The organism is Arthrobacter sp. yr096, assembly GCF_900108925.1.
In the GTDB taxonomy this organism is placed as follows: Bacteria; Actinomycetota; Actinomycetes; order Actinomycetales; family Micrococcaceae; genus Arthrobacter.
In genome coordinates this window covers 289420-311080 of record NZ_FNYI01000001.1, presented here as the reverse complement: position 1 = coordinate 311080, position 21661 = coordinate 289420, and the positions used below count along the sequence as shown (strand labels likewise).

15 protein-coding genes are annotated in these 21661 nt (G+C 63.6%); 6 read left to right on the top strand and 9 right to left on the bottom strand.

What is annotated here, in order from left to right:
* Positions 1-53: 53 nt before the first annotated feature.
* From BMY91_RS01325 to BMY91_RS01305, 5 genes are read right to left on the bottom strand one after another with little or no spacing between them, the layout of a single operon-like run.
* Positions 54-1421: an alpha-L-fucosidase gene (locus BMY91_RS01325; RefSeq protein ID WP_256212520.1), complete on the bottom strand. Its 1368-nt coding sequence runs from the start codon at positions 1419-1421 to the stop codon at positions 54-56.
* Positions 1418-3382, bottom strand: a complete 1965-nt coding sequence (locus tag BMY91_RS01320) for a DUF2264 domain-containing protein (RefSeq protein ID WP_256212519.1) — start codon at positions 3380-3382, stop codon at positions 1418-1420. The genes BMY91_RS01325 and BMY91_RS01320 overlap by 4 nt, the downstream gene beginning before the upstream one ends.
* A gap of 32 nt (positions 3383-3414) precedes the next feature.
* Positions 3415-5064, bottom strand: coding sequence for an extracellular solute-binding protein (locus tag BMY91_RS01315; RefSeq protein WP_090817271.1), 1650 nt, complete (start codon positions 5062-5064; stop codon positions 3415-3417).
* A 35-nt stretch (positions 5065-5099) separates the two neighbouring features.
* Positions 5100-6080, bottom strand: a complete 981-nt coding sequence (locus tag BMY91_RS01310) for a carbohydrate ABC transporter permease (RefSeq protein ID WP_090817269.1) — start codon at positions 6078-6080, stop codon at positions 5100-5102.
* Entirely contained in the window at positions 6064-7104 is a 1041-nt protein-coding gene (locus BMY91_RS01305; protein WP_090817266.1) for an ABC transporter permease, read from the bottom strand. The genes BMY91_RS01310 and BMY91_RS01305 overlap by 17 nt, the downstream gene beginning before the upstream one ends.
* A 256-nt stretch (positions 7105-7360) precedes the next feature.
* Here BMY91_RS01305 and BMY91_RS01300 point away from each other — a divergent pair, with 256 nt between their 5' ends.
* From BMY91_RS01300 to BMY91_RS01290, 3 genes are all read left to right on the top strand, one after another.
* The gene (locus BMY91_RS01300) at positions 7361-8386 is read left to right on the top strand and encodes a hydroxyacid dehydrogenase (protein WP_090817264.1); all 1026 of its coding nucleotides are present in this window, start codon (positions 7361-7363) and stop codon (positions 8384-8386) included.
* Entirely contained in the window at positions 8386-9480 is a 1095-nt protein-coding gene (locus BMY91_RS01295) for a LacI family DNA-binding transcriptional regulator (RefSeq protein ID WP_090817261.1), read from the top strand. The genes BMY91_RS01300 and BMY91_RS01295 overlap by 1 nt, the downstream gene beginning before the upstream one ends.
* 133 nt (positions 9481-9613) lie before the next feature.
* Complete coding sequence (locus BMY91_RS01290; protein ID WP_256212518.1) at positions 9614-12034, top strand: polysaccharide lyase 8 family protein; 2421 nt, start codon at positions 9614-9616, stop codon at positions 12032-12034.
* Between the two features lie 167 nt (positions 12035-12201).
* Here BMY91_RS01290 and gabT read toward each other — a convergent pair whose 3' ends face one another.
* Positions 12202-13557 carry a 4-aminobutyrate--2-oxoglutarate transaminase gene (gene gabT / locus BMY91_RS01285; protein WP_090817257.1) on the bottom strand — a complete coding sequence of 452 codons (1356 nt, stop codon included), beginning with the start codon at positions 13555-13557 and terminating at the stop codon, positions 12202-12204.
* Positions 13558-13603: 46 nt separating this feature from the next.
* Complete coding sequence (locus BMY91_RS01280) at positions 13604-15034, bottom strand: gamma-aminobutyraldehyde dehydrogenase (protein WP_090819041.1); 1431 nt, start codon at positions 15032-15034, stop codon at positions 13604-13606.
* Positions 15035-15178: 144 nt separating this feature from the next.
* On the opposite strand from BMY91_RS01280, the gene BMY91_RS01275 reads away from it, so the two are divergent.
* The 3 genes from BMY91_RS01275 (at position 15179) to BMY91_RS01265 (ending at position 18663) form a co-directional block, all read left to right on the top strand.
* Positions 15179-16621, top strand: a complete 1443-nt coding sequence (locus BMY91_RS01275) for a PucR family transcriptional regulator (RefSeq protein ID WP_090817254.1) — start codon at positions 15179-15181, stop codon at positions 16619-16621.
* A gap of 78 nt (positions 16622-16699) precedes the next feature.
* Positions 16700-17986: an MFS transporter gene (locus BMY91_RS01270; protein WP_090817252.1), complete on the top strand. Its 1287-nt coding sequence runs from the start codon at positions 16700-16702 to the stop codon at positions 17984-17986.
* A complete protein-coding gene (locus BMY91_RS01265; RefSeq protein WP_090817249.1) occupies positions 17983-18663 on the top strand; it encodes a FadR/GntR family transcriptional regulator in 681 nt (226 codons plus the stop codon). The genes BMY91_RS01270 and BMY91_RS01265 overlap by 4 nt, the downstream gene beginning before the upstream one ends.
* Positions 18664-18738: 75 nt before the next feature.
* On the opposite strand, the gene BMY91_RS01260 is transcribed toward BMY91_RS01265, so the two are convergent.
* Positions 18739-20103 (bottom strand): MBL fold metallo-hydrolase, encoded by a 1365-nt coding sequence (locus tag BMY91_RS01260; protein WP_090817246.1) that lies wholly within the window; start codon positions 20101-20103, stop codon positions 18739-18741.
* Positions 20104-20188: 85 nt separating this feature from the next.
* Positions 20189-21655 carry an FAD-dependent oxidoreductase gene (locus BMY91_RS01255; protein ID WP_090817243.1) on the bottom strand — a complete coding sequence of 489 codons (1467 nt, stop codon included), beginning with the start codon at positions 21653-21655 and terminating at the stop codon, positions 20189-20191.
* Between the last annotated feature and the right edge of the window lie 6 nt (positions 21656-21661).

Below are 21661 nucleotides of genomic sequence, written 5' to 3'. Positions count from 1 at the left end.
GCCGGAAGTTTCCCGGCGAACTGGCATGGTTCCCGCGAACTCGTCGATAAGCCCTAGTCCAGCACGTCCGGATTGGGTTCCCTTGGGGACGCGACCGCGGTCCGGACACCCGTTGTCACCGCGAAAACGAGCGGCCCGGAGCCCGAGGCAACTCCAAGATCCACCTCGAACAAGGAGTCGGCCAGCCTCTTGGACGGATACTCACCGGAGGCGAAGCCCAGCAACCGGAGCCCCACGAGTTCCAGTCCCGCGGGCAGTTGCAGCCGGATCCGCCCGGATACCGGCGCCCGGGTCACAATGGCATACACCTCGCCGGTGCCAGACCGGGTGAAGTACCCCCACCCCGGGTAGTCCCAGCCTTCAGCGAAGCCACAGCCATGGATCGCTTCCCCGTTGATGGCGAGCCACTCCCCCACCCTGCTGGCAATCTCTACCTCTGCCGGAGCCATGGAGCCGTCGCCCCGGGGTCCGAAGTTCAACAGGAAATTACCGCCAAGGGACGTGCAGTGGGCGATCATGTCCACCACATCCCATGGGTGCTTCAGTGTCGACTGCGCCCAGGGCCCCTGATGGTACCCCCAGCTTGCCTGCGGAATGGTCATACACGCTTCCCAGTCGCGGGTAGCCACGGCGTGGTCCCATGGCTCAGGCAACCTCCGCTCGTAGCCACTTTCGTAATCACCCATCAGGAAGCCATTCGTATCCACATGCCTGGCTCCCATGTCGTCGGCACGCAATCGGCTGTTAACCACCACGCCGGGAATCCGGTCCTTCAGCATCCGTTCAACTTCCCAGGTCCACCGGCCGTTGGCCTTGACGGATTTGTCCCACGTGCCATCGAACCAGAAGCCCTTGACACTCGGATAACGTTTCGCGAGTTCCTCCAACTGCTTCATCGCGAAGTCCAGGTAGCGGGCAAAAGCCGCGTGGTCGTCGTCGTTCTCCAGCGTGAAGCGCCAGTCAGGGTGCCGCCAGTCGAGCACTGAGTAGTAAAAGTTGACGTCGATCCCCCGGGCTTCGTAGGCCTGAATGAGCTCGGCCAAGACATCCCGGCCCGACGGCGTGTTGCCCATGTGGAAGTCCGTGTGGGCACTCGGCCAGAGGCAAAAGCCATCGTGGTGCTTGGTGGTGATGGTCATGTAGCGCGCACCCAAAGCCACGGCCGTGTCTGCCCATTGCCCGGCGTCGAAATCGGCCAGCGTGAAATCGTTGGCAAGGGCTTCCCACCGCTGCTGCGGAATCTTGGCGACGCGTGGCAGGAACTCCGCCGCGAACTCCACGTCCTTGCCTTCCCACCGGCCCGCCGGGAGCGAGTACAGGCCCCAGTGGATGAACTGCCCCACCCGATGGCCGCGGAAACGCTGCATTGCGGCGTCCTGGCGTGGTTCCAGCCGGGATGCACCGTACTTGAGCTCCATCATTTCCCCACCTGCCCGTCCCACGGCACGAACGTCCGCAGGTCAAAAGTTTGCGAAGTGCCGCTTGCCCACCTGACGGAGACTTCCGTACCGGAGACCACGACGGCGGCAGCTGATTTGAGTTCTGCGGGCGCCGGAGCCGGTCCCCTGGTCAGCGCGTGGAGGGCAACATGCACCGTTTCCTCACCGCGGCGCTGCGCGCTCAGGCTCGGGACCGTCGAGTGCTTGCCCATGGCGTTGGCATCCGTGTATCGGGTGGTCCCTGGTACCTCCCAGCCGTGCACGGCGGTGACGGCAGCGAACACGTCACCATTGTTGACCCACGATGTGTCCCCGGTCAGCCCCGCTTCCCCGGGGTGGTTCCCAGCCACAGCATGGCCACCCTCCCGGACTGAGTACTCCACGGGGCCGCAGACCAAGTGGCAGCGAAGCTCGTAGATCCCATCCACTGCAGAGACGGTGGTCACCGCCGTGCCGGGCAAGGTCTTCCCATATAACTGCGGAATGTGCACCGATCCGCTGACGAGCCCGTCCGTGCGGGTGGCGCGGAGGGCACAGCGGCGGCTGGCCACGCCGTCGGACCCCAACAGCGCCAAGTGACCGTCAACGTTGTCCTCCCACGCAGCTCCCGTACCTGGAGCCGTGTGCGTCGAATAGGAGAACTTGGCGTAATGCGGATCGTCGGGGTCCGTCCCGCCGCCCACGGGCAGGCCGCAGTGATCGCTGCCGTGGTTGGTCAGGCGGACCAGGCCGCCATCGGTGCTCATGGTCCAACCGGCATCGGGTAGTGGCTGCACCACGCCGGGACCATCGGTGGGCTGGGCCTCTTCGGCGTCCTGCCACACCCTGTGCTCCGGCGGCAGCGCCAAACCAAGGAATCCAATGCCCGCCAGATACGGCGAACCAAAACCGCTGTACGCCTGGCAGGAACCCACGTGCTCGTCATACCAGCCAAGGTTCGGCGGCCCCTCCACACCAACGCCCCTGGCTGTGAAGTTCGCCAACACCCCTGACGCCAGCCGCCGCGTGGCACCCGGTGTCAACGGATTCACCCCGGAGATCTCAGCACACCACATGGCCGCAAGGACAGCAGTGCGGTACGCCAGGGATCGCCCAACGTGCAGCACTGCGCCATCGCTGGCGAACATCAGGCTCTGCGTGCCCACGAACTCACGCAAGCGCTCCAGATGACGGCGGCCCTCAGGGGTGTCCTCCCGGCCGGTCATCTTGTACCAAGCCCACAAATAAGGGTGGATGGCCCATGCGTTGTAGTAATCGATGGAATGCTCCGGCCCATCCGTATACCAGCCGTCCCCCAGGTACCAGGACTCCACCCGGGCCACGTTCCGCGCACCCGTGCAGCCGGACACGTCCTCGCCCACCGAACGCAGGAAACCCTCTGCCATCGCCGGGAAGAGCTGCCAGTTATTGCCCCACACCTCAAGCCGGGCATGGTGCCGCAACCAGCCTGCAACTTGCTTCTTCTCAGGCGCAGTCAACGGCTCCCACAGCCACTCACGCCCAACGAAAAGCGAGAAAGCAATGTTCGCGGCCTCCACGATCGAGTTGGTTACCCCCAACAGCGGAGACTTGCAGGTGACACCCAACGGCCAGCGCTCCGCGCCTTCAGGATCAGTCCCTGCCAGCAGCGCCTCCCGGTACCAGGCCGCCAGCCCAAGCCGGTCCTCGCCACGCGCCCCGGCAATCCGCGGCGCGGCCATCAGCAGACTCCGGCCAATGGTCTCCATGCCTTCCCGGCGCTCGCCGTCACGCGTCACAGGGCCCGGCAGGCGTGGACTGGCCTTGAGCGGGCTGGAATAGTCGCGGATGTGTTCCAGCCAGTGGTCAGCTGTTGCTTCCCAATGGCCGCGCGTCCATCCGGTGAACGGGGACTGGACGGGATCTGGAGTGGGCAGCCACGGCAGGCGTGGGTGGCTGGGCAGGTTGGGCACGGTCTGTGTCACGGTATTCGGATCCTTGGGTCTCTGCGGACCGGCTACTTGGCCAGCGCTGATTCGTATTCGCCACGAATGGTGTCTCCACCATTCTTCTTCCAGTCCGCCACTGCGCTTTTGAGTGCGTCCATGGTGCCACGGCCTGCGATCACTGCCGTGGCGGCATCGGAGACTGGCTGGCCCAGCTTGGCGCCCTTGCTGGCGTTGGTGGGGCTGAACAGGGTGCCGCATGGATCTTCGACACCCAGCGGAATGAGCTTGGAGTAGGCATTGTGCATGACGTCCACAATGTCCTTGTTGCTGGGGTCGTACACCACTTGCTGCGGAGCGGCGAGGTACTTCCACGGCACAGCGTTGTCCAGCAGCGCACGCTCGGTGACTACCGGGTTCCCGTTGGAATCCAGGGTGTAGTCCGCTCCCTCTGCACCGTAGTTCAGCAGCAGGTACTCCTCACTTCCAAACGGGGCAGCCAGGAAGTTTGCCACGGCCAGGACTTCCTTGAGCTTGGCTTCATCTGCCTTCTTAAGCATGACGGTGGCGAAGGTGATGTTGTCCAGCCATGTCTGTGCCTTCCCGCCGTCGTGGCCTACGGGAATGAACGGCACAGCTTTGTTGGCCTTGTTCGCTGCAGGGATGCTGCGGCCGTAACCGGTGGGTCCGATGTACGCGGGAAGCCCGTCGTAAATCATGGCAACCTTGCCGGAGATGAAGGAGTTCACCATCTGCGATTTGGTCCAGCCCTCGGAACCCGGCACATACAGTCCGTCTTTGTAGAGCTTGGCTGCGAACTCGATCGCGGCCATGTATTCGTCCGTCTCGAACGCCCTGGTGAGTTTGCCGCCGTCGTTCTTCCAGACGTTCGGTGTGCGGAACATGTGGTGCAGCATGGTGAGTCCAAACTTGGTGCTGCCCAAGGCCCACTGGTTCTTGGACGGGTTGGTGAGCTCCTTGGCCACCCGGTAAAAATCGTCCTTGTCCTTGATGTCCTCGGTGGATGTGATGCCCACGTTTTCCAGCAAGGTCTGGTTCACAAAACCCGAGCCGCCCGTGAGGTTGCGTGGGATGGGCAGCGAGTAGAGCTTGCCGGCCTGGACTGTCTGCTTCCAGAACACCTCCGGAATGGCCGCCAGGTTGGGGTACTCCTTGATCTTGTCCCCGCCCAGCAACGGCGTGAGGTCAGCACATTTGGCCTGCAGGAATTCCACGATGTTGGGCACCGCCGCGCCGTCGTTGAGCATGAGGTCCGGCAGCTCGCCACCGGCAATGATCGTATTGAACTTGGTGGCATAGTCATCCGAGGAAACCGAGGTGATCTCCACCTGGCCGCCCAGACGGGCTTCGATGGCTTGCCACGCCGGGTTGTCCGCACGGGCGTTGGGGGCAGTTCCGAACAGGTTGGTGATGGCGGTGACCTTGCCGCCCTTGAGCGGTGCGTTCTCCACACTCCGGAACGGAGCCGGGTACTTGTAGAACGCCGACGGCACACCCTCTGCCGTTCCTGGAATGTCCGCCGCGGCTGCTTTGAGGGGCATGTGCGTTGGGAGCAGTGCTTCGCTGGCATTGGAGGCAACACTGGTGGTGCGCTGGCCGCAGCCAACCAAGGCTCCGCCACTGAACAAAGCCAGGGCGCCGATGCCCGTGACGGAAAGGAAGTTCCGGCGGCTGGGGCCGGTGGTGGGGACTGCTTTCATGGGATTCCCTTTCAAAAAGTGGATAGTTGAGTCGACTAGCCTTTGATGGCGCCGGTGAGGACGCCTTTAGTGAAGTACCGCTGAAGGAACGGGAACACGATCACGATGGGGATCAGTGAAATCACGACGACGGCCATCTGGATCGCTTGTGACGGCACCGCGATCTCGGCTACTGCGGAATCGCCCATGGGCTGGCCGAGCAGAACGTACTGGCGCAGGATCATGGACAGCGGCCACTTGTCGTCATTCAGGTAGAGCATGGCGTTGAAGAACGCGTTCCAGTACCCCACTGCGTAGAAAAGCCCGACGACGGCCAGCACTCCCCGCGACAAAGGGAGCACCATCTGGACCAGGATTCGGAAGTCTCCCGCGCCGTCGATCTTCGCAGCCTCGAACAATTCCTGCGGCAGGTTCATGAAGAAGGACCGCACCACCACCAGGTTGAAGGCGCTCATCAGGGTGGGCAGGACCAAAGCCGCGTAATTGTCCAGCAGCCCGAGCTCCTTGACCATGAGGAAGCTGGGGATGATGCCAGGGCTGAAGAGCATGGTGAACAACGCCGTCATCAGGAAGAACCGTCCGCCCACGAGGTCCCGGCGGGTCAGGCCGTACGCCATCGCCACCGTGACCACCAGGGACAGGGCCGTGCCCACGGTGGTGATGACCAAGGACCGGATCAGCGCATCAGTGACTACACCGCCGGCAAAGATGGTCTGGTACGCGGCGAAGGTTGGTTCTTTGGGGAAGAGCACCAGGCCGTTGTTGTTGGCGATCTCGCTCTGGCTGGAGAGGCTTGTGGCGAGGACCGCCAGCAAGGGGTACAGCGCCAGGAAACAGATGACCACCAAAGCGATGGCTTTGGAAATCTGCATGGCCGGCTTGGGCTTCTCCATCCAGACGGGACGGGAGTCCTTGGCCTTGGGCCGGTTCTTTGGCCCGTTCTTCGGCCCGTTCCTGGGCCCGTTCTTCGGGCGGCGGCCCAAGCCGGCCACCAGCGTGCTACTTGGATTTGCCACTGGAATAGACACCTTCCTGTCCGAAGAAATGCGCGAGCTTGTTGGCGCCAAGTACCAGGAACAGTCCGACGATTCCCTTGACGAGGCCCACGGCGGCCGCGGGTCCCCACTGGCCGTCCTGGATGCCGTGGAAGTAGACGTACGTGTCCAGGACTTCGCCGGCACCGGGTCCCACGTTGTCGCGTTGGAGGACGATTTGTTCGAATCCGACGGACAGGATGCTGCCCAGGTTGAGGATGAGCAACAGGACGATCACCGGCATGATCCCGGGGAGCGTAATGTGCCAGAGCCGATGCCGGGCATTTGCTCCATCCACCGCCGCGGCCTCGTAGAGCTCCTGGTCCACGTTCATGAGCGCTGCCAGGAAGATGATGGTTCCCCAGCCGGCGTCCTTCCAGATGGACTGGATGGTGACCAGGAACGGGAAGAACTCCGGCGTGGTCATGGCATCGAAGCGGGGCAGGCCCAGGTTTTCGAGCAGGTGCGGAACCGCTCCTGTGGCACCGAGGACCTCGGAGAAGACCGCCACGATGATGACCCACCCGATGAAGTGCGGCAGGTAGACAACGCTCTGCACGAACTTCCGGATCTTATTGGACACGATGCTGTTGAGCAGCAGCGCCAGGCAGATGGGAACGGGGAAGAAAAGGGCCAACTGGAGGCCCGTGATCACCAGCGTGTTCCGGAGGGCCTCCCAGAAGGCACCGTCCTGGAACATGGCCGCGAAGTTATCCAGGCCCACCCAGACGCTGTCCATAAAGCCGAGGTACGGCTTGTAGTCCAGGAACGCGATGACGTTTCCTGCAAGGGGGACGTAGTGGAACACCACAAAGTACAGGAAGCCGGGGGCGATCAGCAGCAGCATCACTTTGTCGCGCCGAATCCTTGCCATGAGACCCTTCTTGCGGGCCTGCCCTGCACCATTGGCCGGTGGTCGACCCCGACGGCGACCTTCCGCCACCGTCGCCGGCCCGCCGACGTCGGGCGTCGCTTGGGGCGTGAGTGTCTGACTGTTGCTGCTCATGTATTTCCTCTGTCTGCGCCGTCAGGGCGGATGTGGAGTGGCCCGGCGCCTGGGGAGCGCTCAATGGCTAGAAATAGTAAGCGTTTACTATGGAGAAGAAGCTACCCATGGTCGAGGTGTGATGTCAATAACATGCACAAAACCATACATTCATTGCTTCTGCCGGGATTGACAGGATTTCAACCGGCCACCTAGTGTGGCTGCAAATAGCAAGCGCTTACTATAAATTTCCCTCGACGAACCGAACGGAACCGCAGTGACCACCAACCTCCACCAAGCCGGCGCCATCAAGGCTGCGTTCGCGATGGGCCGCAACAACCTGCGCACCCTGTTCAGCTCCGAGGACCTCGCGCGACTCCACGGAATGGTCACGCTCCTGGACTCCGAGCCCATCGCCGACTTCGCCGCCCGTGGAGCGTTGGAAAAACTCAGGGGCGTCCAGCTCCTCATCACAGGGTGGGGCGCGCCCGCCATCGATGGGTTCGTGCTGGATCAGCTGCCGGAGTTGCGCTGCATCGTCCACGCAGCCGGTACCGTCAAAACCTTCCTGTCCCCGGAGGTCTACGCCCGCGGAATAGAGGTTTCGTCCTCGGCCGCTGCCAATGCGGTGCCGGTGGCGGAGTACACCTTCGCCGCGATTGTCATGGGCCTCAAAAGGGCCCGGCGGTTCAGCGAACAACTGCGCATCACAGGCGCTTCCCGCAACGCGTCCGGCTTCCCCACCATAGGAACCAACGGCGTGACCATCGGACTGGTGGGCGCCTCCCGCGTCGGGCGCCTGGTGATCGGCTTGCTCAAGAACCTCGATGCCCGGGTGCTGGTCTACGATCCCTATCTCACCGCCGTCGAAGCCTCGGCGCTCGGCGTGGAAACCGTGGGCTTGGACCAGCTGTGTGCTTTGTCGGACGTCGTGAGCGTCCACGCACCGGACATCGCAGAAACCAAGGGGATCATCGGTGCGCAGCAACTCGGTCTCATGAAGGACGGAACCCTGGTGATCAACACTGCCCGGGGTGCTTTGATCGATGCCGTGGCCCTGACTGCCGAGCTGGTTTCAGGACGGCTGGACGCGTATCTTGACGTCACAGAACCAGAGCCGCTTCCGATCGGCTCCGTGCTGCACACGCTGCCCAATGTGGTGCTGACGCCCCACATTGCGGGGGCAATGGGCAACGAAATCCACCGATTGGGCAGCCACGCCGTGATGGAAATCCGGCGATTGACCGAGGGCTTGCCCTTGGCTTATCCGGTATTGGCCGCGGATCTTGCGAGAATCGCTTAGTGACTGAGAAAAGCTCCCCTACAGATCCGATCCATGCCCGCGGTGGCAGCGGCGCCACCATTGCTGATGTCGCCCAGGCGGCAGGCGTATCGGTGGCCACTGTTTCCAGGGCCCTGAGCGGCAACTACCCGGTAGCAAAAGCCACGCGCGAGCGAATCTTCCGGTCCGTGACGGACCTCGGCTATGTGGCCAATGCACACGCCCGGGCCCTCGCCGGCGCTACCACCAGGACCGTGGGCATCATCATCAACGATGTGGCCGATCCCTTCTTCGCCTACATCGCCCGCGGAGTCGAACGCCAGGCGAGCGCAGAAGGGCGCATGTGCCTCATCACCGCCACCCATGGGGACAAGGAACGCGAACTCGCGCTGGTGGACCTCATGCGTGAACAACGCACTGATGCCGTAATTCTGGTGGGGGGCGCTTCGGACGACCCGCGATACAGGAAGCAGATGGCGGACCGGGCACGCGCGTTGGACGCGGCCGGCTCCTCACTGGTCCTCTGCGGCAGGCCGTCCTTGGGGGCGGGAGTGCCCACCAAGATGGTCACCTACGACAATGAAGGAGGCGCCTTCGCCATCACCGACTATCTGATCTCGCAGGGGCACCGCAGGATCCTTTATGTCGGAGGGCCTCGGGACTTTTCCACGACGGCGTCCCGGCTGTCCGGTTTTTACCGCGCCTTGGATGCGCGCGGAATTGAGCGGGACCCGGCCCTGGTTCATGAGGGCGCCTTTGGCCGCGGCTTCGGGTATAGCCGCATGCGCGAGCTCCTGGACCAAGAGGTGGATTTCACCGCCGTTTTCGGTGCCAATGACCTGGTAGCCGCCGGCATCCTCGAAGCCTTGGAGGAGCGTGGCATCCGCGTTCCACAGGACGTCTCGGTGGTTGGCTACGACGACGTTCCGGTGGCCAGCGAGCTGCGCCCCCGACTCACCACGGTCCGGGTTCCGCTGGAGGAACTGGGGCGCGAGGCCGTGCGTTTGGCGCTCTCCCAGTCACCTCACGACGCCGGGGCCTCCTCTGACAACACCCTTACCGTCGGCACACACATCGTCATCCGGGACTCGGTTTCGCCACCCAACAAGCCCTGAGCAGTTTTGTTCATTTCTGTTGAGGTGCCCGGGAACCGGACATAAAGTTGCGGAAACTTTCACCGCAATGTCCACCCCCATCACACCTGGAACAGTTCTGAACGGAGCAGTTTTGAACTTCAATGGACCCGCAATGAGCCGCAGGACCCTCTTCCGCGCAGGAGGTGCAGCAGCCCTCGCCGGGGCGCTGCTCTCCCAAACCGGCCCCGCTTTTGCCGCCTCCGATGCCGGAGTGCAGGAACTCATCGAGCGACGCCGGCTGGTCCTGACCGGAGGCCGGAGCGCGGCAGACATCCCCGAGCTCGCGTCGCAGCTTGAAGGAATGGGTGAAACCACCGGGAAATGGTGGACTTCCATGGACAAGGCACCGGTGCGAACCTCGCTGTGGAGTGACATTCCGTTGACGGGCATCGGACAGTCCACTGCTGCTACCGGCAACATGGGCCTGCACTTCAACCGCCTGTACGACATGGCTTTGGGATACGCAGTCCCCGGCAATCCTTACGCTGGAAACCCGGACTTGGCCGCCGACATCGTGGCGGGCCTGCAGCTCCTGAATGACACTGCTTACAAACCGTCCATCAAAGCAGCAGGCAACTGGTGGTTCTGGGAGATCGGGGTCCCCCGGAAGACCGTGGATATCCTGACCCTCCTTCATGCTGAAGTTCCCGCGGCCCTGCGAACGTCGCTGTTGGCAGCCGTCCGATGGTTCGCTCCCAACCCGAATTGGCGCGGCCGTGCTACATCCCTGGCAGAGACGGGCGCCAACCGCGTGGACAAGTCATTGGCCTGCTGCATGCGGGGCATCCTGGACAACAATCCCAGTGAGATCGCCTTGGGCCGCGATGCCCTCAGCGATACTGTCCGCGGTGGAACCAACAGTGTCTTCACATACGTCACCAGCGGCGACGGCTTCTACGCCGACGGGTCCTATGTGCAGCACTCCTATCTGCCCTACGCCGGTACGTACGGGGTGGTGGCTTTGGCCGGCATCGCCGAGATCATCGCGATGCTGGGGGGAAGCACCTGGGCGGTCAACGACCCCAAGAGATCCGTACTCCTCGACGCCGTGGAAGAGACGTACGCCCCGTTCGTCTGGGACGGCCGGATCATGGACACCATCCGTGGACGCGCGGTTTCCCGGCAGCGGGAACCTGACTACGTCAGCGGCTTTGGGCTGATCTCCGCTGTCCTTCTGTTGGCACCGGGTTGTGAGGAGCCGTACCGTTCCCGTTTCCTGGCACTGGCCAAGGGGTGGTTGGAACGCTGCGCGGACCAGAAGCTGGTGGGGCATCCAACGCAGAGCCTGGCGAAGTCCTTGCTCTCCCTGGGCGTGCTCTCCGATTCCAGCGTGGTTGCTGTCCCGGCGCCTGTGTACAGCCGCATGTTTGCCGATCAGGACCGGCTGGTCCATCACCGTCCCGGATGGGGCTGCACCGTGAACCTGTCCTCCAAGAGGATAGGCCGTTACGAGTGGGGCAACAGTGAGAACAACCTCGGCTGGTACCAGGGCGACGGCATGACGTTTCTCTACACCCGTCAGGATCCGTCCCAATTCAGCGCCGACTTCTGGCCCACTGTTGACCCCTATTCCCTTCCTGGCACCACCGTCAATGACCAGGTTCGGGCAAGCGGAGCTGGAGGCGCAGGGACCGGTATCCCCCGCGCATTCCAGGCGTTCGCCGGAGGACTCACCGTGGACGGTCGCTGGGGTGTGATCGGCATGGACCACCTGAACCACAACAAGACCCTGTCCGGCCGGAAGTCATGGTTCTTCCTGGACGACGCCGTGGTCTGCCTCGGCGCAGGCATCACAGGAACCGGCGGCGCCGCGGTCCGGACGACGGTGGAAAACAGGTCCTTCGCCGTGGGTTCAGTGCCTGCTGTGCGCACGGATTCCCGGAATCGTCATATGGCACCAGGTGATGCACCAGCTGCCGTGAAGCGGTCCGTGCACCTTGAAGGTCACGGCGGCTACGTCTTCCTGGACTCACCCGGAGTTTCGGGCACCCCGGAAGTGGCTGTGGTCCGGCGGACCGGCAACTGGTTCGACGTCAACTCAGGCGCGGACACTGGCGGCACTACGGATCCTGTCACGCGAGACTATGTGACCGTTACCCACCGCCACGGCGTGGACCCCGTGGCGTCGGGCTACGCCTACATGATGCTGCCTGCCGCAGCCGCTTCGGACACGTTCTCCCAGTCGGCCAACCCCGATGTGAAGGTCTTGGCCAACTCGGCGGATGCCCAGATCGTGGAAGTGGGCAAAGACAAGCTGGTCCTGGCCAACTTCTTCGCCGCAGCATCTGCCGGCGGCTACGCAGCGTCCGGGCCCTGCACCGTGGCTGCCCACCAGCCCGGGGACAAGCTCACCCTGTCTGTGGCGGATCCGTCCCGGACGCAGTCCGTTGTCCGGCTAACGCTGGCTGGCTCACAGTGGCGCACGCTGCTGCAGGCCGATCCCGGCGTCATCCTGGTCAGCGCCAATCCCCTGGTCGTCGAGGTCCAACTCGACGGCCATGGGCACCAGAAAAACCTGACGCTGGGCAGCTAGGCGCGTCTCGCCGTCGAGCGCTTTCGCGGGCCCCCGCCGAGTTCGCGGGAGGTGTGCCAGATCGCCGGAGAGTTCCAGCGACCTCGCCGCCTTCCCGCGAACTCGGCGCCCAAACAAAAGGAGGGCCGGGAAATTTCCCGGCCCTCCTCGTTTTGTAGCGTGGAGTGTTACGCGTGAGCCTTGATGGCTGCGGCGAGGACCTCAAGGCCGTCGATCAGCAGTTCGTCGCTGATGACCAGCGGCGGGAGCAGGCGGATCACGTTGCCGTAGGTGCCACAGGTCAGGATGATGACACCTTCCTTGAGGCAAGCGGCAGCAACGGCTTTGGTGAGCTCAGCATTCGGTTCCTTGGAACCGGACTGGACCAGCTCGATGGCCAGCATGGCGCCACGGCCACGGATGTCGCCAACGACGGAAACTTCAGCAGCCAGTTCGCGGAGCTTGCCCAGGGCGAGCTCTTCGATGTGACGGGCACGGCCGTTGAGGTCGTGCTGTTCCATGGTGTCGATGGCTGCGAGAGCTGCAGCACAAGCAACCGGGTTGCCACCGTACGTACCGCCGAGGCCGCCCGGGTGAACGGCGTCGAGGAGGTCGGCGCGGCCGGTGATCGCGGACAGCGGGAGGCCGCCGGCGATTCCCTTGGCCATGGTGATGATGTCCGGGACAACACCCTCGTGGTCAACGGCGAACCATTCGCCCGTGCGGCAGAAGCCGGACTGGACCTCGTCAGCGATGAAGACGATGCCCTTTTCCTTGGCCCACGCGGACAGTGCCGGGAGGAAGCCTTCGGCCGGAACAATGAAGCCGCCCTCGCCCTGGATGGGTTCGATGATGATCGCGGCAACCTGGTCGCCACCGATCTGCTTCTCGATCATGGTGATGGCGCGCTTGGCAGCCTCGGCACCTGTGATCTCCGGGTTCTCTTCACGGAACGGGTAGCTCATGGGCATGCGGTAGACCTCGGGCGCGAACGGGCCGAAGTTGGTCTTGTACGGCATGGCCTTGGCGGTGAGTGCCATGGTCAGGTTGGTGCGGCCGTGGTAAGCGTGGTCGAAAGCAACCACGGCGTCGCGGCCGGTAGCCAGACGTGCAACCTTGACGGCGTTCTCCACGGCTTCAGCGCCGGAGTTGAACAGCACGGTGCGCTTGGCGTGATCGCCCGGGGTAAGGCGGTTCAGCTGCTCAGCAACTGCAACGTAGCCCTCGTACGGGGTGACCATGAAGCAGGTGTGCGTGAAGTGCGCGGCAGCTTCCTGGACAGCGGCGACGACGGCGGGGTCGGACGCGCCGACGCTGGTCACGGCGATGCCGGAGCCGAGGTCGATGAAGGAGTTGCCGTCGACGTCGCGGATGATGCCGCCGTCGGCGTCTTCAACGTAGACGGGGACGCCCGAGGCGACACCGGCAGCAACGACGGCGGAGCGGCGCTCGGCCAGTGCCTGCGACTTGGGGCCGGGGAAGGTGCCGTTGATGTTGCGCTTCTGCTCGATGCGGTACGAGAGTTCGTTCGCGGTGGTGGTCATGAGGTGGTTGCCTTTCTGGGAAATTCGTACGGGTTACGCGACGGCGCTATGCGTCAAGCGCAGACATCACGTGCTTGATGCGCGTGTAGTCCTCGACGCCGTACATGGAGAGGTCCTTGCCGTAGCCGGACTGCTTGAAGCCGCCGTGAGGCATCTCTGCCGTCAGGAGGATGTGGGTGTTGATCCAGACCGCACCGAAGTCCAGGTCGCGGCTCATGCGCATGGCCGTGCCGTGGTCGGTGGTCCAGACGCTGGATGCCAGGGCGTATTCGACGTCGTTGGCCAACTCGAGCGCTTCTTCTTCCGTGCTGAACTTCTGCACGGTGATGACCGGGCCGAAGGTTTCCTTCTGCACGATGTCGTCGCTCTGCTTGGCACCGGTGATGATGGTGGGCTCGAAGAAGAAGCCCTTCTCGCCTGCCCGGTGGCCGCCGGTTTCGATCTTGCAGTTCTCCGGGAGGTGCTCCACCACGGAGGTCACGGCATTGAAGTGGTTCACGTTGTTGAGCGGGCCGAAGTAATTGTCTTCGTCGTTCTGCGAACCCGTGTGCAGGGTCTTGGTGTGCTCCACCATGGCTGCCACAACGTCATCGTGGACCGAATCCTCGATGAGTACGCGGGTGATGGCCGTGCAGTCCTGGCCGGCGTTGAAGAAGGCGAACTCGGCGATGGCCGCTGCGCTCTTCTTGATGTCGGCGTCCTTGAAGACGATGGCCGGGGCCTTGCCGCCAAGTTCAAGGTGGGCACGCTTAAGTCCCTTGGCTGCACCGCTGGCAACGGCGATGCCGGCGCGGACGGAACCGGTGATGGACACCAGGCCTGGAACCTTGTGGTCAACCATCATGGCGCCGGTCTCGCCGGTGCCCAGAACAACGTTGAGGACGCCGGCCGGGAAGATCTCGCCGGCGAGGCGTGCCAGGACCAGCGTGGACTCGGGGGTGGTGTCCGAGGGCTTCAGGACAATCGTGTTGCCTGCGGCCAGGGCCGGGCCGATCTTCCAGATGGCCATGAGGAACGGGTAGTTCCACGGAGCAACCTGGGCCACGACGCCGATAGGCTCGCGGCGCACGTAGGAGGTGTGGCCTTCGAAGTATTCGCCTGCGGACTTGCCTTCCATGATGCGTGCAGCACCTGCGAAGAAGCGGAGCTGGTCGGCGCCTGCGGCAACTTCCTCGGAAGCAATAAGGGAGCGGACCTGCCCGGTGTTGCGGTGCTGGGCTTCCACGAGTTCATCGCTGTTGGCCTCTACGGCATCGGCGAGCTTGAGGAGCATCAGCTGGCGCTGGCCCGGGGTGGCCTTCTTCCAGGACTTGAACGCCTGGTTGGCTGCGGTCATGGCGGCATCCACATCGGCCTGCACCGAGATGGGCGACTTGGCAACGATCTCCCCGGTGGCCGGGTTAACGATGTCCAAAAGACCCGTGCCTGCCGGCGTAACGAATTCGCCGTTGATGAAGTTCTGCAAGGTTTGAACCACGGTGTGCAACCCTCTTTCGGAGTCTGGGCATGGGTTTAGCTGATCAGAGCCTATGCCAGGGAGGGGGTCCAAGGAATAGCCAGCTGCACACACAAGAACCCCCCGCTTAGTGCGCTTGACCAGTACCGGGTTACGCTTTAAAGCATGGCAATGTCCCTCGCTTCGCTCGTCGCTGTCCCCTCCCTGAAACTCCGTCAGGCCGGCCTCGCTGAAACCACGTTGAACCAGGACATCAGCTGGGTTGCTGTCACGGAGTTGGAAGACCCGCAGCGTTTTCTGAGCGGCGGAGAACTGGTCCTCACCACAGGGCTGCGCCTCAAGAGCGCCGCCGATCAGCGCCGGTTTGTCCGCCAAGCACAGCGCGCCGGCGCCGTGGGCATCGGCTTCGGCATCGGCCTCACCCACGAGTCGGTTCCGGATGCCCTCATTGCCGAGGCCAACCGCTGGGGGCTGCCCCTCGTGGAAGTGCCGTACGAGATCCCCTTCATCGCCATCGGAAAGCTCGTGGCCGAGTCACACTCCGCGGACCACTACTCAAACCTGGAGCGCCTGCTCGCCGGACATCAGATCCTGGCCCGCTCACTCCTTACCGGCGGTGGCCTGAACGAACTCCTCAAGCAATTGGGCAGCATGCTCCGCACCGACGTTGTACTCACCCAGTTCAGCGCGCAGCTCTACAACAGCGTGGCGGGGAAACCGGCCCCGACGGCGGATGGCTGGGCTTCGTACCCGATTCCCACCGGCCGCAGGGATGCTTGCACGCTCTGGTTGCGGCAGCCCTTTGTGGACTCCGGAATCGTCAGTTACGCGCAGAACCTTATCAGCGTGGAACTCAACAACATGGTTAAGCAACGTCAGTCCCAGCGGGCGATGGCCGGCCAAGTGCTGGACGACGTCATCCACGGCACCCTGGAGACCATTGAGGCCGCAAGGCGCTTGGCGGGTGTTGGAGTCAACAGCACACGGAAAAACGTAGTGCTCGTGGCGGAATCAACGGCACACCATAAGCAACTGATCAGCATCTCCCTGCCTCAGGCCCTGGAAGCCGGCGTCAGCGCCGTCGTCGGGAAGGATTTGGTGACGGTCATCAGCGACGACGGCAGCTCAGCTACCGCGTTGGCCAAAAGCCTCAGCGATCACTTGCAGGAGGCTGGAATCCACGCGGTCGTTGGCATCGGGGGCGCCTACACGAAGCCGAACGGCTTGCGGTGGAGCTACTTTGAAGCGCGCGACGCCGTGGCACACGGCTTGCCGGTCAACGAGCCTGAGCGGTTGAGCCTGACGTCCCTGCTGCTGGCCAGCGAGGATGTTCCGCTGGCGGACATGGCCAGCGAATCCCTCACCCCGTTGCGGAAGTTTGATGCTGCCCATGGCGCCGAATTGGTGGCCACGTTGGAAAGCTACCTCAACCACAATGGGTCAGTGGCCGCCGTCGCCGAAGCTCTGACCTTGCACAGGAACACTGTTCGCTACCGCTTGGCGCAAATAACGGAACTGACCGGCTACGACCCCTCGCAAACGCAGGACCGCGTGCAGCTGTGGTTGGCTTTGGCCGTCCAGCGCCTGGGTTCCCGCAACCCTCGATAGCCGCCTCGTAAACAACCAGCGCGGAGAGCTTCACCACAAAAGTCTAGACATTAGACGTCAAACGTCTAACCTTTAGATATGGCCGCGACGACTCCTCTTACCCCCAGCACCGGAAACATCCCTACTGTCAGCCCAGCTCAGGCCGCCCCTGCGCTTTCGGCAACTTCAGCAGTCCCCAAGACGCGCGTCGTCGCCGTCGTCGGCATTATTGCCGTGGTGCTCATCGGCCTGAATCTGCGCGCGGGCATCACCAGCGCCGCAGCCTTGTTCCATGACCTTCAGCAGGTGCTGGGTTATGGCGCTCTGGTGGCGTCCATCCTGCCGTCCATCCCACTGCTGTGCTTTGCCGTTGCAGGCATGGGAACGTCCTGGCTAACCCGCCGGGTGGGCGTGGAGAAGGCGATCGCCATCGCTTTGGCACTGCTGGCTGGCGGCTTGCTGGTGCGCGGCATTCCGGTGACGGGCGCCCTCCTTGGAGGCACAGTCCTGGCAATGTCCGGCCTTGCCGTGTGCAACGTGGCCATGCCGTCCTTCATCCGTGAGCACTACTCCGAGCGCACCTCCATGATGACCGGCCTCTACACTTTCACCATGTCAGGCGGAGCCACCTTCGCCGCAGTGGTCAGCGTTCCGCTGGCCCAGGAGCTCGGCTCGCCGTCCATTGGACTGGCTGCTTGGGGCCTGCTCGGCGTCGCGGCTCTCTTGGGTTTCCTGCCGGTAGTCCTGCACACGCATCGGAAGGCCACCAAAACCGATCGTCCGCGGGTCTCCATGTGGCCCCTGCTGCGCACCCGTTTGGGCCTTCTGATCACCGCGATCTTCACCTTCCAGGCTTTCCTCGCCTACGCCGTGATGAGCTGGTTCGCCTACATCCTGACGTCTCAAGGTCTCAGCCCCTCCGAGAGCGGCCTGCAGTTCGGTGTGATGCAACTGGTATCCGTCGCTGCCGGCATGATCCTGCTCGCCTTCGGCTCCAGGCCCGGCATGCTCCGCCCGGCCCTGTATCTGGCCAGCAGCTCAACCTTGCTGGCCATCGCCGCCATGGTCTGGCTGCCGACGTCATTGGCCGTTGTTCCCGCCGTGCTGTTTGGCTTCGGCTTGGGCATCTTCCCGCTGGTGCTGGTGATCATCAGCCGTAGTGGACGCTCGACGGCGGAAACCACCGCGCTCTCCACCATCGCCCAATCGCTGGGATACTTGATTGCGGCAATTGGCCCCTTTGGCATGGGCTTGCTCCACAGCGCCACCGGCGGTTGGGTATTGCCGCTGAGCCTGCTGTCCATCGTGGCCGTGGCGCTCATGGTTACCTGCCACCTGCTGACGAGCAAGCGCACTGCCACCAAGACCGGACCGAGGACAGCATGACCCTAACCCCTTCGCATCGCCCGGCCCTTGCCGAGGAGATCACCGCCAAGCTGCGGGACATGATCAAGTCCGGTGAATGGCCGCTACAGGAGCGGATTCCTGCCGAGCCCGAGCTCATGTCCACCCTTGGTGTTTCGCGGGGAACCCTGCGCGAGGCCATCAAGGCGCTGGCGCACTCGGGCATGTTGGAGGTCCGCCGGGGAGATGGCACGTATGTGCGGGCGAACAGCGAGATGTCCGGTGCAGCCCAGCGCATGTACTTGGAGCACACGCAGGAACACATTGTGGAGGTCCGCCTCGGTCTGGACACCCAGGCTGCCCGGCTCGCCACCAAGCACGCCACCACCGAGGATCTGGCCGAGATGCGCCGCCTCCTCGCACTCCGGCATGATGCCTGGCAGGCCGAGGACTACCCCACGTGGGCCAGCGCCGACTGGGAATTCCACGAGCGCGTTGCCTTGGCGTCCGGCAATCCGCTGTTGCACCAGCTATACGTCTCCTTCGGCGGTGTCTTCCACAACGACCTCCTCCGCCAGCAAAGGAAAGGTGGCTTCAACGGCATCCCCCGCGAAGGCCACGACGAATTGGTGGACGCTTTGGAGGCCCACGATCCCGATGCCGCCGTCCGCAGCGTGTACCGGAACCTTGACTACTGTTCGGATCAGGCGCCGCGGTAACGTCTGCTGGGCTATGACGTTCCAAACCCGCGGAACCGTTGTTGCCCCACCACGGTTCAGCGGGCCGGCAACGTCTTACGGCACCGTTTCGATCCCGGCCCCGGCTGCGTCCCTGAATCTGGCGTTGATCAGCACCACGTCGCGTCCGGCCCGGTCCAGCAGGCTGGCCGCGACACTCGCCCTGTATCCCGTGGCACAGTGAACCCAAATCTTCGCATCCGGCAGTTCCGTGATCTTGCCGGGAAGCTCGTAGACGGGAATGTTGAGGGCTCCCTTGATGTGCGATGCCCCGAACTCCTCCGGGCGACGAACGTCCAGCACCACGTCCCCCGGTTCACGGCCTTTGAGGAGCGCAGTCCACTCCCCGTGCGGGTAGCTCGCCGGCGGAGACTCCGGCGACCACTCACCAGGTTGATGCCCGACGGCGGCATCCGGACTGTCGATGCCGATTCTCGCCAGGTCGCGGATCGCCTTTTCCACCTCTCCCCTGGGCCCCAAGAGCGTGAGTGGTTGATTCCAGGGGATCACCCAGCCGAGGTAGCTGGTGAAGTTATCGCCCTTCCCGTACTCGAAGCTCACGCTGCCCTTGAGGTGGCTGTCCGCGAAAGCCACCCTGTGCCGAAGATCCACCACCCACTCCCCTGCGTCCAGGCGTCGGGTCAACTCTTCAGCATTGACGGAGTCCGGGACAGCAAGGGCCGCAGGTCCCACTCCTGCCGCATTGAGCGGGCTCATGTGGGCGTAGTACGCGGGATAAGCGGTGATGTTCGCCAACAACTCTGAGACGAAGTGGTCCTCGTCGGGATCCGTCAGGGCATGATTGCTCTTGGATTGCTCACGAATTGTGGATGCTTCCTGGTGGCTCGCGGGGCCGCTGGAACAAAACGATCCGAAGCCGTGAGTTGGGTAGAGCGAGGCCTCCGGATGCGACGAGCCCACCAGTCGCCGAACCGAGGAGTACTGGTGATGAGCCAACGTCGCAGTGTCATCGGGAGAGACCAGGTCCGTCCGGCCCACCGAACCGTAGAGCAGGCTGCCGCCGGAAAAGACGGCCTCAGCGCCGTCGTCGTGCGTGTCATCCCGGACCACATACGAAAGGTGCGTGTGAGTGTGGCCTGGCGTGGCAACCACTCGCACCACGAGCTGGCCAACGCGGATAACCTGCCCGTCCGTGACGGGCACCCGGGTAAATGCGAGGTGATCCTCGGCATTCACCAGGTACGCAGCACCGTGCTTCTCTGCCAAGACCAACCCGCCGGTGACGTAGTCGTTGTGGAGGTGCGTTTCGGCCACGTGGGTGATCCGAACTCCGGCTTCGCGGGCGGCAGCTTCAACCCGGTCAATATCGCGTTGAGGATCAATCACCAGCGCCACATTGCCGTCGTGCACCAAGTAGCTCCGGTCCCCCAACTGGGGCGTTTCAATGACAACGACGTCCATGACTCAGGGTACCGCCGGCGGTTGTCCCATAAGCAGCAGCGGGGCCACTCGAAAGGAGTGACCCCGCTGCCAGGAAACGCGGGAACTAGACCTGTGCGGCTACACCGTCACGGGAGATGTTGACCATGTCCTCGCGGGGAACAACCTTGATGCGCTCACGCTTGACCTCAACACCGTGGGAGGTGCCGGCCTCGGTTGCTGCAGCGCCGAGGGCGAGCTCGTGGGCGTCCAGCGCCAGCCAGCCTTCCCAGCTGGTGAACTTCACACCGCGGGCGTCCAGGAGATCCACCACGGCGTCGGCTGCGGGAACCTCGGCGAGCGGCAGGTTTTCGCGGTCTTCCAAGAGGTACGTCACGGTCTCCAGGGCATCACCCTTGGTGTGGCCGATGAGGCCAACCGGACCACGCTTGATCCAGCCCGTTGCGTAGAGGCCCGGCACGTGCTGGCCGTCGGCGTCCAGGACGCGGCCGCCGTCGTTGGTCACGACGCCCTTCTTGTGGTCGAACTCGACGTCCGGCAGGGCCGAACCGAAGTAGCCGATTGCTCGGTATACGGCCTGGACCGGGTAGTCGATGAACTCCCCGGTGCCGCGGGCGTTGCCCGTGCCGTCCAGTTCGGTGCGCTCGAACTTGATGCCGGCAACCTTGCCAGGTGTCTCTGCGGAATCGACAATTTCCACCGGGCTGTGCAGGAAGTGCAGGTGCAGGCGACGGGAAGCCTTGAGCTCGGAAAGGTCCTCCGGCTGCTCTGCGATCCAGTTGGTGAGCGTGCCAACCATGGTCTTGATCTGGTTGTTCGTCTGGACCTGGCGATCGGACTCTTCGTCGAATTCGAAGTCCTCGGCGTAGAGGATGATGTCAACGTCCTTGGAGTGCGAGAGTTCGCGCAGTTCCAGCGGGGTGAACTTCACCTGTGCCGGGCCACGGCGACCGAAGACGTGCACGTCCGTGACGGGCGAGGCCTTCAGACCGGCGTACACGTTGTCCGGGATTTCGGTGACCAGCAGGTCATCGGCGTGCTTGGATAGGACACGGGCCACGTCCAAGGCCACGTTGCCGTTGCCGAGAACAGCGATTTCGGTGGCTTCCAGCGGCCATTCGCGGGGAACGTCCGGGTGACCGTCGAACCAGGAGACGAAGTCCGCGCCGCCGAACGAACCCTCAAGCTCGATGCCCGGGATGTTCAGGTCGGCGTCCTTGATGGCGCCAGTGGCGAAGATGATGGCGTCGTAGTGCTTGCGGAGGTCCTCAATGGAGATGTCCGTGCCGTAGTCCACGTTGCCGAAGAAGCGGATATCGCCGCGGTCCAGCACCTTGTGCAGGGCATTGACGATGCCCTTGATGCGGGGGTGGTCCGGGGCTACGCCGTAACGGATGAGGCCATACGGTGCCGGGTAGCGGTCAAAGAGGTCGATGCTGACGGTGAGCTCGCCGCTCTTGACGGCTTCGCTCTTGGTCAGGATGTCCGCTGCGTACACGCCGGCCGGGCCGGAGCCGATGACGGCGACGCGAAGCGGACGGTCCGCAGAACCTACGGGGGTGCTAATTGACACGGCTGT

Coding starts and splice junctions, on each gene's coding strand:
- gabT (WP_090817257.1), bottom strand. CDS start 13,557: ATGACCACCACCGCGAACGAACTCTCGTACCGCATCGAGCAGAAGCGC.
- BMY91_RS01290 (WP_256212518.1), top strand. CDS start 9,614: ATGAGCCGCAGGACCCTCTTCCGCGCAGGAGGTGCAGCAGCCCTCGCC.
- BMY91_RS01315 (WP_090817271.1), bottom strand. CDS start 5,064: ATGAAAGCAGTCCCCACCACCGGCCCCAGCCGCCGGAACTTCCTTTCC.
- BMY91_RS01275 (WP_090817254.1), top strand. CDS start 15,179: ATGGCAATGTCCCTCGCTTCGCTCGTCGCTGTCCCCTCCCTGAAACTC.
- BMY91_RS01265 (WP_090817249.1), top strand. CDS start 17,983: ATGACCCTAACCCCTTCGCATCGCCCGGCCCTTGCCGAGGAGATCACC.
- BMY91_RS01270 (WP_090817252.1), top strand. CDS start 16,700: ATGGCCGCGACGACTCCTCTTACCCCCAGCACCGGAAACATCCCTACT.
- BMY91_RS01260 (WP_090817246.1), bottom strand. CDS start 20,103: ATGGACGTCGTTGTCATTGAAACGCCCCAGTTGGGGGACCGGAGCTAC.
- BMY91_RS01325 (WP_256212520.1), bottom strand. CDS start 1,421: ATGATGGAGCTCAAGTACGGTGCATCCCGGCTGGAACCACGCCAGGAC.
- BMY91_RS01305 (WP_090817266.1), bottom strand. CDS start 7,104: ATGAGCAGCAACAGTCAGACACTCACGCCCCAAGCGACGCCCGACGTC.